Below are 11,787 nucleotides of genomic sequence, written 5' to 3' on the forward strand. Positions count from 1 at the left end.
CGACCAGCCGGACCGCCTTGGCCCTGGTCGCTTCGTCGTACTTCGCAGGCATGATGCGCCCATCCTTCCCAAGAAAGAAGGTGAGCACCAAACCCAATGCCATTAACTTACGGCGTTTGCGCTGGTGGGCGTGGTGACGGCAGCCCGTCGGACCGCGGCGCGAGAGTTGCTGTGTAGCAAATTGTTTCGGGGTAGGGTGCTGGTTCGTGGTGGAGGTGGCGGGCCGGTTGACCGACCGGATCGGGCTGGGTGTGCTGACCCGGGTAGTGCATCCGGATCTGGTCGACGAGGTGCTGGTTACGACCGGTCGGGTCGAGAAGCGGCGGCGGCTGTTGCCGGCGCGGGTGGTGGTCTACTTCGTGCTGGCGATGACGTTGTTCTTCGACGACGCCTACGAAGAGGTGCTGCGCAAACTCGTTGACGGGCTTCGGTTTCTGCGGTCGTGGGATGCTGACTGGCAGGTGCCGACGTCGCCGGCGTTGTGCAAGGCCCGGGCCCGCCTCGGTGAGGAACCGGTCCGGGAGCTGTATCGGCGGGTCGCGGTCCCGCTGGCCGGCGCGGGCACCGCGGGCGCATGGTTGGCGGGGCGGCGGGTGATGGCCGTCGACGGTGTTCAGATGGACATTCCCGACACACCGGACAACGAGGAAGTGTTCGGGCGCGGGAAGACCCATCAGAGCTTGGAGGATCCGTATCCGAAGGTGAAGGTCGTCGGGTTGGCCGAGTGCGCCACCCACGCGATCGTCGATGCCGAGATCGGTGCGGTCACCACCGACGAGCGGGAGATCACCCGTCCGCTGCTGGCCGCGTTCGAGCCGGGAATGCTGGTCCTCGCCGATCGCGGGTTCTTCAGTCACGAGTTCTGGCGTGAGGCCGCCGACACCGGCGCGGATCTGTTGTGGCGGGTGCAGTCCGGACTGAAACTGCATGTCGTGCAAGACCTTCCGGACGGATCGTATCTGTCGCGGTTGATGACCGATGTCGAGCGCCAGCGAATCCGCCGCCACCGCGCCCGCGGCCTGGACACCGTCCCCGAGGGCGTGCAGGTCCGGGTGGTCGAGTACGAGATCGCCAACCGCGACAGCGACGCCCCCGGCCCGATCCGGCTGATCACCACTCTGCTCGATCCCGACGAGGCGACCGCAGCCGAGCTGGCGGCCACCTACCACCGCCGGTGGGAGTTCGAGACCAGCCTCGCCGAGATCGAAACCCGCCAGCGGGGCAGCTACCGACTGCTGCGCTCGCAGAGCCCCGCCATGGTGCGCCAGGAGATCTGGGGTCTTCTGACGACCCACTACGCCGTCCGTGAACTCATGCATCACGCCGCCGATCTCGGTGAAAACGATCCCTTACGGCTGTCGTTCGTCCGCGCTCTCCGCGTTGTCCGGCGACACGTCACCGGGCAAGCGGGTTTTTCCCCCTGACCGGCTCGCCACCGGCATCGCAAGGGCTGTCGCCGAGATCCTCGAACGACCCAACCCGCCACGGCGCCAACGCAGCTACCCCCGGGTCCTCAAACGCGCCGGACGCCACAAGTTCAAACGAAAAACACTGGCGCACAAGAACATCAACCATCACCAGCCGCCCGAGATCCGGCTACACCAGCGCGTAAGTTAACGGCATTGGCACCAAACCCGGGGTGATTCACAGTGCCGAATGCCGATGCCTATGGTTGTGTTCGAGTTTGAAGTCGCCGATCACCACGCGGGCTTCCAGCAGGCTCGTCCAGTGGTTGCGGTTGAGACACTCACTGCGTAACCGGCGGTTGAACGACTCGATGAACCCGTTGTTCCACGGCGTCCCGGGCGGAATGTAGACGATCCCCACCCGATCCGTGCAAAACTGTTGCAACGCATAGGAAATCATTTCCGGCCCGTTGTCCATCCGCAGTATTTTCGGCGGGCCGCCGCGGGTAGAGAACACCTTCTCCAGTTCGGCGACGAGTTTCTCGGCGGTAATCGAGCGCTCCACCAGGTGCAGCAGCGACTCACGGGTGTGCTCGTCGATCATCGACGCGATCTTCACCGCTCTCCCGTCGACGGTGGAATCGAACTGAAAATCCAACGCCCACACCACCTTCGGTGCATCCGCATCGACCGCGGGCACCGACGAGCACCCGGCCCGCTTGCGTGGGGAGTGCTCGCGCACTTGCAAGCCCTCCTCGCGCCAGAGCCGGTGCACCTTCTTCTTGTTCACTTGTGAGCCCTCATCGAACCGCAGCGCCGCCCACGCGCGCCGGAACCCGTGTCCTTGGTGTTTCGTGGCGTAGGAACGCAGCCAGACCCGCAAACCGGCGTCCGGATCTTGCAGGGTCTGCGCGGCCGGCAGCCGTCGATACGTCGACCGGTGGAGCCCAACAACCTTGCACGCCAACCGTTCCGACATGCACTTGACGTCTTTGAGCATGTCCACGGCGCGGCGCTTGGCCGCTGGGCTCAGAATTTTCCAGTCATGATCGATGCCGGGTCGCGCCACTGGCCGGACGGACCTGACTCGGAATTTTCCTGACCGCACACACGCGTGTCTTTCGAAGGACCCGTCGATCCGTTTGGCCGGTGGTGCGCCCGTTTCTATTGCCGAACCACACCATCCTGTACGGGGGTTGTGACCTGATAGGAGCCTGCCGCGCCCACTGCGCGGTTCCCTGACTGGCCTGTCCAACCCCTGGCTTCGCCTCGACCAGGCGCGCAGGACGACGACACGAAGGACAGCCCGGAATTCATGACATCCCTGGTCCAGCAATCGGTGCTTGTCGGAGTCGACACCCACGCCGACACCCACCATGTTGCGATCGTCAACGAGCACGGCAAGCAGCTCGCCGACCGCGAATTTCCCACCACGGCAATCGGTTACGCGGCCATTGAGGAGTGGATCCGATCCCATGGTGACGTGATGCGGGTCGGGATCGAAGGCACCGGCTCCTATGGAGTGGAACTCGCCCGCTATCTGCGCCGGCGGGGATTCGATGTCGTCGAGGTCCCTCGGCCGACTCGGAAGTTGCGGCGTGCACGCGGCAAGACAGATGCGATCGATGCCTACGCGGCTGCGCGCCAGCTGCTGGATGGCTCCGAGGTCACCGCACCGAAGAATCGCGACGGCGCGATCGAGTCCGTCCGCGCTCTGCGAGTGGCCCGCAACAATGCCGTCAAAGCCTCGACCACCGCGCTCAACACCCTGCGATCGCTGGTCACGACCAGTCCGGAAACCCTTCGCGCGCAACTACGTTCACTGTCGCGCGCTCAGCTGCTCGCTACCTGCGCGGCGTTCGATCCCGCACCGCATACCCTCGGCGATCCGATGCAGGCCACCAAATTGGCCCTGCGCTCACTCGCCCAACGTGTCCTCGACGCCCAGGCCCACGCCGACCAGCTCAAGAAGCATCTGGCCGCGTTGCTCGACCAGGTAGCACCCCGCACCATGGACGTCTTCGCGCTCGGACCGGATACCGCAGCGGCCCTCATTATTTCGATCGGTGACAACCCGCAACGGCTGGTCTCGGAGGCTGCGTTCGCCCGCCTCTGCGGCGTCGCGCCGATCCCGGCGTCATCCGGAAAAACGAACCGGCACCGCCTTCACCGCGGCGGAGACCGACAAGCCAACCAGGCCCTGCACACCGCCGTCATCGTCCGGCTGCGATACCACGAAAACACCAGGACCTACGCGGCCCGCCGCCGCACCGAAGGCAAGACGACACCCGAAATCATCCGCTGTCTCAAGCGATTTCTCGCCCGCGAAGTCTTCCGCGCCTTGCGCGCCGACTACCGGGCCATGGCCAGCTCAGCTTGATCCTTGACATCTATAGGAGCGTCCTTGGCGATCTCCCGCAGCGCGTCCTTCTCCAGCTCCGCATCGGCCAAAAGCCGCTTGAGCCGGGCGTTCTGCTCACGCAGCTCCTTGAGTTCTTTCGCCGCGTCGGTGTCCACACCACCGTACTGGCGGCGCCAGTTGTACATCGTCGCCGCCGAGATCCCCAGCTCCGCGGCGATCTCTTCCCCAGACATACCCGCCGCCGCCAACTCGTCGGCACGGCGCAGCTTCCGCACGATCTCCTCCGCGGAATGCCGCTTACGTCCAGCCATGATCCCCATCGTCCCTTCCAGCCCTGATCAGGGCCAACAGGACTCTAATGCCGGGCGGCCTCATTCACCGGGGACAGGCCAAGTTCAGCTGGACTGAAGCGATATCAGTGGGAACTCATCGCCTTTCAGCGGCCGCATCCGGAATCGCGGTGGGTTCGCGGCCGGAGTCCAGGTGGCTGGTGTCAAACGGCGCGTTTGACGTAGCGGGTGGCCAGCGCATGCCATTGTTCGAGCCGGTTGAAACAGCGTTCATGATGTTGACCACCTCGACGAGCCGCAGGCCGAAGAGCCGCGGCGCAAATCGAAGGTCACCGCCGCGTTGGCGAGTTCGCCTGTCGTCGAGATCAACTCACCGGGCGACCATGAGTAGAAGTAGCGGCTTGCGCCGCCTCCTGGAAGTCGGCGATGGCCCCGCCGTAGTCCCTCGCCCAGTTCGTCAGGACCTCGATGGGCTCGACGAGGGTCTGGCCGAGGTCGGTGAGGCTGTACTCGACCCGCCGTGGCGCTTCGGCATGGCGTTCGACCAGACCGTACTGCTGGAGTCGGCGCAGTGTCTGGGTGAGGACCTTGCGCGAGATGCCGCCGATAAGGTCGACCAGATCACCGTGCCGGCGAGGCTGATGGCTGAGTCCGAAGAGCACGAGCACGGCCCATTTGTCAGAGATGATTTCGACCGCCAGTCGTGTGGGGCAGTCGGCGAGGAAGACCGGTCCAGCCGTGTTCTGCATGAAAGTCGAAGGTACCAGGAGGTAACCGACGGCTCCGTAACGTCTTCCGCGAGTAACGAATCCAGCGTCAGATGCGGAGGAATCACCATGCCACGAGTCGTCGTGTTCGACGAGTTCGGCGGGCCGGATGTCATGCACGTCATCGAGGAGCCCGTCGTCGAGCCCGCAGCCGGCGAAGTGCGGGTCAGGATCGAAGCGTTCGCCGTCAACCCGCTCGACCAGATGATGCGTTCGGGCACCTCGCCCGCAATAGTCCCCTTGCCGCACGCTCGCCTCGGCGTCGAGGGAACCGGCCGCATCGACGCGGTGGGACCCAAGGTCACTGGGCTGGAGATCGGCGATCCGGTCATCCTCACCGCGATTCCGGACGCGAGTGTCAAGGGTAGCTACGCCGAATACACCACGATCCCCGCGAGCCGGGTCGCCGCCCGGCCTGCCGGGCTCGGAATCACGGAAGCGGCGGCGATATGGGTCGCGTACTCCACCGCCTACGGCGCGCTCGTCGAGAAGGCTGGGATGCGTGCCGGCGACCACGTCCTCATCACTGCCGCGTCCGGCGGTGTCGGCCGGGCGGCAACGCAGATCGCCAATCAGATCGGCGCCGTGCCTATCGCTATCACCCGGCACACCGCGAAGAAGGACGAGTTGATCGCCGCCGGCGCCGCCGCCGTCATCGCCACCGACCACATGGACGTGGTCGAAGCCGTCCGCCACCAGACCGGCGGTACCGGCGCCGACATTGTCCTCGACGTAGTCATGGGCCCCGGCCAGCAGGATCTGCTGAAGGCGGCCCGCCCCGGCGGAACACTGGTCGCCGCGGGCTTCCTGGACCCTCGGCCCACACCCTTCCCGACAAGCACGCCGCTCACGATCTTCGGCTACCGGAGCTTCGAGCACACCCTCGACGCCGTGGTGGTGAAGCGCATGGCGGCCTTCTTGAACGCCGGGGTACGCCTCGGCGCACTGTGGCCCGCCATCGACAAGGTGTTCGCCCTCGACGACGTCGTCGAGGCACACCGCCACCTCGAGAAGGGACTCCACGCCGGGAAGAAGATCGTCGTCACGATCTAGCTTCTCCTCTAGCGGCCGACCCACGCCTGCTTGATTTCACTCTCCGTGAAGAACTTTCGGTATCGCCGCAGAGTGATCGGCCGCGCAGGGACTACTTCACCCGGGTGATCAAGTGCATGGAAACGCCAAACAAGCCTGGTCCAGGCACGAAACGGAGAGGAGGACACAGCCGGACGGCTCAGGAACTCATCGACTATTGGTTACCGAGTTCGGGCATGGCACCGACCGGGCTGCCGGCCAGGTCGGACAGGCTCCATCGCAGTACCGATTCCACCTGCCGGCGCGGTGTGGTGTTCCCGAACTCGACACACAACCGTGCGACGGTCCGCTCGAACATTCCGGCATCGATCGTCCGCGTCGGCTCCAGCTCACCAATCATGATCACGGCTACAGGCTCCTGCGCGGTCCTGGTCCCACAGCAGAGCAGAAAGCCTCCTGACCGGATGCCTTGGTCACCGTGTAGGTCGCAGAAACACCCGAGCAGAGATACCGGACATACCGCACGTTAACTTCACGGCCGTACGGTTGGTGCCGAACCCGGCGGCAGAGGGAAGCGGTGGCGTCGATGATCAAGGTTTTTCTGGTCGACGATCACGAGATCGTCCGGCGCGGTATCGCCGACCTGCTCGGCGGTGATCCCGAACTGACCGTGATCGGCGAGGCGGGCGATGTCTCCACCGCCCTGGCCCGGATCCCGGCGCTGCGGCCCGATGTCGCTGTCCTGGATGTGCGGCTGCCCGACGGCAACGGCATCGAACTGTGCCGGGAACTGCTCTCGCGACTGGATGGCTTGCGGTGTCTGATGCTGACCTCGTTCACCGACGAGCACGCCATGATGGATGCCATCCTGGCCGGCGCCAGCGGCTATGTCGTCAAAGACATCAAGGGCATGGAACTCGCCGCTGCGATCAAGTCGGTCGGCGCAGGCCAAGCACTGCTGGACAACCGCGCCGCCGCCGCCTTGATGAACGAACTACGCCACCGCATCGACAAACACGACGATCCCTTGAACGGTTTGTCGCAGCAGGAACGGACCCTGCTCGACCTGCTCGCCGAGGGCCTGACCAACCGTCAGATCGCCGAGCGAATGTTCCTGGCGGAAAAGACGGTCAAGAACTACGTCTCCCGGCTCCTGACCAAACTCGGCATGCAACGCCGGACCCAAGCAGCGGTCTACGCCTCCCACCTCCGCGACACCACCGACCGACGCACCCAGCCCGGTGACTGACACCTCCACACCCTCATCACCGATGAGCTACGCCCTGCCTGACCGACTCGTTCGGCCTCTCCGCAAAACGATGCCCGCGCGGTGGTCGGCCTCGCTGTCGGCGGTGCCGGATCACGACTGATCCCGGGTCGTCAGGTGGCCGGGCGTCTGGAAAGGCGTTCTCGGTCACCGTTTTCATGGTGGTGAGTCGTCTCCTCGCGATTCAGGGCACGCGATCGCTGATCGGGTCTGGGACTTATTTGAATCGCTTCTTATCCCCCGGTGATGAGGGAGACCAGCAGGGCTAGGGCGCACACTCCCATGATCATGACGATCGCCCAGCCCATGATGTTCGCGTGTCGGCTGTTGACGTGCTCGCCCATGATCGAGCGGTTCCTGCCGATCAACATGATCAGTGCCATCAATGGTGGGGCGAGGACGCCGTTGACGGCAGCGGCGTAGTACAGCATCCGAAACGGGGGGATTCCGACGAAGTTCAGGCCAACTCCGACCAACGTGGCCAGCGCGATCACGATATAGAAGGCACGGGCCTCGCGGAAGGTGTAGCTGAGACCCGCTTTCCAACCCATCGCTTCGGACAACGCGTACGAGGCCGAACCCGTCAGGGTGGGGACGGCGAGGAAGCCAACCCCGATGATCCCGACCGCGAACAGGAGGAAGGTGAAGTCGCCGGCGAGCGGTCGCAGTGAGGCGGCGGCCTGCTGGGGTGTGTCGACAGCGAAGATGCCGGCCTGATGCAGGGTCGACGCGCACGTGAGGACGATGAAGAACTGCACCACGTTGGAGAAGCCCATGCCCACCAGCGTGTCGGTTCGCATGTCACGGATGTCCCCGTCCTGGATCTCCGGAATGCCCTTGCCGTAGAACTTCATCCGGCCACGGGCGAAGTCCTCCTCGGCCTCTTGATCGGCCTGCCAGAAAAAGCAGTAGGGGGTGATCGTGGTCCCCAGAACGGCAACGAGGTTGAGCACGTAGTCGGGCGACCATTCGACATGAGGGATGATCGCGCTCAGCGTGACAGTGGGCCACCACGGATGATGAACAACGAAGGCCGCCACGACGTAGGCCAGCAGACTCAGGCACGCGTACTTCAAGAACCGGGCGTATGCCGGATACGGCACGAAGATCTGCAGCGCCAGTGAGATGCCCACGATCACGGCCAGCCAGCACAGGAACGGGATGTGAACCAACATCTGCCCGGTGGCCGCCATCGCGCCCAGGTCCGCGCCCACGTTGATCGTGTTGGCGATCATGAGCAGCGACACCGCGACGAATAGCACCCGGCGGGAATAGTGTTCGTGCAGTACGGCCGCCAGACCACGTCCGGTGACCATGCCGATCCGGCCACAGATCTCCTGGATCACCACCATGAACGGATACGCCCAGGCGGCCAGCCACAGCTGGGAATAGCCGAACTGCGCACCGGTCTGACTGTAGGTCTGGATGCCGGACGGATCGTCGTCCGAGGACCCGGTCACGAAGCCTGGTCCCAGAAGCCGCCATGTCGCCCTCACCCGCGTTCGTAGCTGGAACTCTGGTGTGGTGCTCATCGGTTTCTCCGTGTGGTCGGCGCTGTCATCGGGGGCGACGACGGGCGTAGGCTACCCAACCCGGCCCAGCATCTCTCCGACCGGGACCAAGTTCTTGAATCGGGGCGGCGGTAGTCAACAGCGGTTCGCCGTCGCCAGGTCTGGCCAGGTGGACCCGGTTGTGGTTACGGTTGCCCGGCGGCACCGGGTCCAGGGGCCGTCCGACAAGCCGTACTCTTATTCCGGGCCGGGCCCGATGCCGCTGCGGCGCGGAAGGGGGCGCCGTTGTCGTCAACGCGCAGTACCCCGTGGCGGGTTCTGTTCAACCACTCCAGCTCTGGATGGCGGCGGTGAGCTGGTGGTCGCCCAACCGCATACAGACCCCGCACAGGATGAGGGCCACCGCCGTCGCGGCGAAATAGGGTCTCCCTCATCCTTGATTCGTGTCTCGTGCGCCCATTCGAAAAACGATGGCGGACGAACACGTGGCACCCCGGCCTGACCGACCATGTTTCGCATGCACGAGGCGTTCGGAAGCCCGTTCGTCAACCAGGAAGTAGTTCCTGTACTGCGGTTGTCGTAGGGTTCGGATGTGCGGTACTCGGCGGGACATGCGGCAATACGAGATGTCCTGAGGCAGTTTGCCGCTGCCGCAGCGGGATTCGGTCTGGGCGCGGCGGCCGGGGCGAGCGCGCTCGGGAAGGGCAGCGCGGGTGCGTACGTGGCGGCTGTGGTGGGCGCCTTTCTGATGATTGCCATCCAGATGTTGCTGCGCCCGGCTGCTAGTTCGTCAGCGCCGGACTGGCATCTGCCTCGCTCTCGGAATCGTTTGCATCGCCAGTGATTCCGGCCGTCTTGCGCCGTCTTAGCCATTTCCACCCTTTTCTGGTCAGGGCAGCCGTCAGCACGGTCCCGAATATCCCCGCGAGGCCGTGCGACGGTGGGATACCTCCGCACTGGAGTGTCAGGTAGCCTCCACCGACCACAGCAACGAGCAGCCCTAGCGTTAAGCGGAGGTCGGCCATGACCTGCTTGTGACGGCCGAGTGCCGCGTCGCTCGACAGGACACTGGCGCGCCAGCGGTCGAAGACGTCTTTCCAGGACTCTGGTGTGGATTCCGACCGTGGGCCGACTCCCGGGTCGGGCACAGGTTTCCGTGAATCGGGCCGCGGACGAGTCGGCGAGGGCTTACCCGCTCCACGGCGGGATCCCGGCCTTTCGGAGCGTGCGGTCATGGTGTCGTCCGCGTGGGGTGCATGTCGTCGTGCCACGACGAAGACCATGACAACCCGGTTCTCCACCAGCCGATTTCGTGGTGCTGCGCTGCCGAGTCCGCTGGTGAGTCACGCAGAAGGTGGATCACGCAGACACCTGCTTGCGGCGGATCGGAGCTGCACCGAGGTTCTTCCACGCGCGCTGACGCAGCCGGTACATGCGCCCTTCCAAGGCCTTTTCGGTGATTCCCATGTCTTCCGCGATATCGGCGCGGGGCCTGTCGGCCAGGATGCCCATGCAGATGAACCGTTCCTCGAGCGTCGCCGTCTTCAGGATCCGGTGCAGCCGGAACCGGTCCGAGACCACGTCGTAGGGATCGGGCCTGTGTTCGTAGTCGAAGACCTCGGCCTCGATTCCCGCCAAGCCCTCACGGATCTGGCGCACACGGGCCTTATGCCAGCTCCGGTAGGAGTCGCGGAACTGGATCGCGCACGCGGTGATGAAGTACGTGCCGAGCGTGGCGGACCGTTGCGGATCCCACCGGCCCTTGCGGAGCTGCTCGACCATGAACGGCACGGCGAGGGCGAGGGTGTCGATGACGAGCTCTTCGCGGTGTTCGGCGCTGTTGTGCAGGGTGGTGTAGTCGTCGGGACTGACCGACATCGGGGGCAGGGCTGTGTGGACACGAAGGATCGACAGGTCGCGCACCATGGCGCGCAGAACCCGCCAGCCGTAGAGCCAGAGCTGGTGTTCGAGCGACACCCGCAGCTGGCCCTTGAAGCCGGCGGCCGCCACGGCCGTAACCAGCTCGGCGTCGTTGCTGAACCCCAGTGCCGGCCCAAAAGTGACCGGCTCCTCCCTCGTATGCATAGAAATCTCCAAGTTACGAGCCCGCGTGCGCGGGATGCTTACCCCCGGCCTGCCAACCGGCTCCTGCTCCGGGGTTTTTCCGCTGGCGTTGTATGGGACCGTCCGGCGACTACCCACGCTCTTTTTGGAAGATCTTTTGGACAGGCCGAGCTTCAACTTGGCTCGCAGCTGCCCACCGTTCGGTTTTCTGGCGGGCATTGGTGAGTTCTCCATGGCGAGATCGTCACCCCGCCGGGTCCGGATCATGTGACACGCTGCGTCCCTTCCCTTTCGGGCGGTTCGGTGGGAGAGGCTCTCGGACGCCAGGACGCCTGTCCCTAAGACGATCGGTTCCGGGACTCGTTGCGGCAGGGAGGAAGTCCCGCAGGTGTGTACAGGTTTCGAGTTATAGCCGGACGGTAGAAGCACAGCATCCACCTCACGCTGAGCGCGACCAACGCGGAAGAGGTGCACTTGGTGCATTTCGGTGCACTTGGTGCAATTGATGGAAGTCGTTCGCACACCTCGTCCCGACGACGGCGTGACCCTCCGAAAACCTGTCCGTTTGGGGTAACACCCCAGTCCGACAGCCGTTCGGAAAACGATCCTCGGGCCACCGTCGGTCTCGGCAGCGCTGCCCCGGCACACCGACCTCGGGCGCCATGCGGCAGACTGTCGCCCGCTCGAGGTCACGGTCGCGGCCAGCCTGTTCGGGCTGTGCGACAGCCTCGCTGCCGCCCTCATCCAGCCCGCATAACTCCGAGGACCGATTGCTCCTGTCCGGGGTAGGACCCTGGGCGGCCGGGCCGCCGAGAAGGTGACCCCGATCGGCCGAACCGTCGAGCCGAGGGTGTTGCGGTCAAGCCGCTACACGGACTGCGACGCCGAAAGCAACACGGATTGATACACGGAATGTGCACCGCGCCAAAGCATTCCCGTCAGCAGGACGCCTGGTACGGGAAGCACGGCGTCAAAACAACGATGCCCGACATTGTCGAGTGCGATCGGGCGGGCCGGGCGCATGAGGTTGTTAAGGATCTTGAAAGCTGGCCTGGATACTTTCGCTTCGCGTCGGACGGAAGATGTTC

At 64.8% G+C, this 11,787-nt stretch carries 10 protein-coding genes and 1 pseudogene; 4 read left to right on the top strand and 7 right to left on the bottom strand.

Going from position 1 to position 11,787, the window contains the following annotated elements; translation table 11 throughout:
- Positions 1-206 precede the first annotated feature (206 nt).
- Positions 207-1,424, top strand: coding sequence for an IS4 family transposase (locus tag ACFXIV_RS47540; protein ID WP_379405354.1), 1,218 nt, complete (start codon positions 207-209; stop codon positions 1,422-1,424).
- 220 nt (positions 1,425-1,644) lie between these two features.
- On the opposite strand, the gene ACFXIV_RS47545 is transcribed toward ACFXIV_RS47540, so the two are convergent.
- Positions 1,645-2,475, bottom strand: a complete 831-nt coding sequence (locus tag ACFXIV_RS47545; RefSeq protein WP_379405356.1) for an IS3 family transposase — start codon at positions 2,473-2,475, stop codon at positions 1,645-1,647.
- 246 nt (positions 2,476-2,721) lie between these two features.
- Here ACFXIV_RS47545 and ACFXIV_RS47550 point away from each other — a divergent pair, with 246 nt between their 5' ends.
- Positions 2,722-3,786 (top strand): IS110 family transposase, encoded by a 1,065-nt coding sequence (locus tag ACFXIV_RS47550; RefSeq protein WP_379405358.1) that lies wholly within the window; start codon positions 2,722-2,724, stop codon positions 3,784-3,786.
- A gap of 23 nt (positions 3,787-3,809) precedes the next feature.
- On the opposite strand, the pseudogene ACFXIV_RS47555 reads toward ACFXIV_RS47550, so the two are convergent.
- Positions 3,810-4,079: pseudogene (locus ACFXIV_RS47555) on the bottom strand (transposase); the annotation flags it as partial.
- Between the two features lie 344 nt (positions 4,080-4,423).
- Positions 4,424-4,807: a winged helix-turn-helix transcriptional regulator gene (locus tag ACFXIV_RS47560; RefSeq protein ID WP_379405360.1), complete on the bottom strand. Its 384-nt coding sequence runs from the start codon at positions 4,805-4,807 to the stop codon at positions 4,424-4,426.
- 87 nt (positions 4,808-4,894) lie between these two features.
- On the opposite strand from ACFXIV_RS47560, the gene ACFXIV_RS47565 reads away from it, so the two are divergent.
- Positions 4,895-5,878 carry a zinc-dependent alcohol dehydrogenase family protein gene (locus ACFXIV_RS47565; protein ID WP_379405362.1) on the top strand — a complete coding sequence of 328 codons (984 nt, stop codon included), beginning with the start codon at positions 4,895-4,897 and terminating at the stop codon, positions 5,876-5,878.
- Between the two features lie 193 nt (positions 5,879-6,071).
- Here the strand turns inward: ACFXIV_RS47565 and ACFXIV_RS47570 are convergent, their stop codons facing one another.
- Complete coding sequence (locus ACFXIV_RS47570) at positions 6,072-6,263, bottom strand: hypothetical protein (RefSeq protein WP_379405363.1); 192 nt, start codon at positions 6,261-6,263, stop codon at positions 6,072-6,074.
- Positions 6,264-6,443: 180 nt separating this feature from the next.
- Between ACFXIV_RS47570 and ACFXIV_RS47575 the strand changes: the two genes are divergently transcribed.
- Complete coding sequence (locus tag ACFXIV_RS47575) at positions 6,444-7,106, top strand: response regulator (protein ID WP_379405365.1); 663 nt, start codon at positions 6,444-6,446, stop codon at positions 7,104-7,106.
- Between the two features lie 251 nt (positions 7,107-7,357).
- Here the strand turns inward: ACFXIV_RS47575 and ACFXIV_RS47580 are convergent, their stop codons facing one another.
- The 3 genes from ACFXIV_RS47580 to ACFXIV_RS47590 form a co-directional block, all read right to left on the bottom strand.
- Complete coding sequence (locus ACFXIV_RS47580) at positions 7,358-8,656, bottom strand: NRAMP family divalent metal transporter (RefSeq protein ID WP_379405367.1); 1,299 nt, start codon at positions 8,654-8,656, stop codon at positions 7,358-7,360.
- A gap of 1,338 nt (positions 8,657-9,994) precedes the next feature.
- Complete coding sequence (locus ACFXIV_RS47585; protein ID WP_379405369.1) at positions 9,995-10,933, bottom strand: hypothetical protein; 939 nt, start codon at positions 10,931-10,933, stop codon at positions 9,995-9,997.
- 633 nt (positions 10,934-11,566) lie between these two features.
- Positions 11,567-11,787, bottom strand: a 221-nt coding sequence (locus ACFXIV_RS47590; RefSeq protein WP_379405370.1) for a hypothetical protein, incomplete at its 5' end; no start/stop codon positions are given.

The organism is Nocardia sp. NPDC059236 (assembly GCF_042754085.1).
In the GTDB taxonomy this organism is placed as follows: domain Bacteria; phylum Actinomycetota; class Actinomycetes; order Mycobacteriales; family Mycobacteriaceae; genus Nocardia.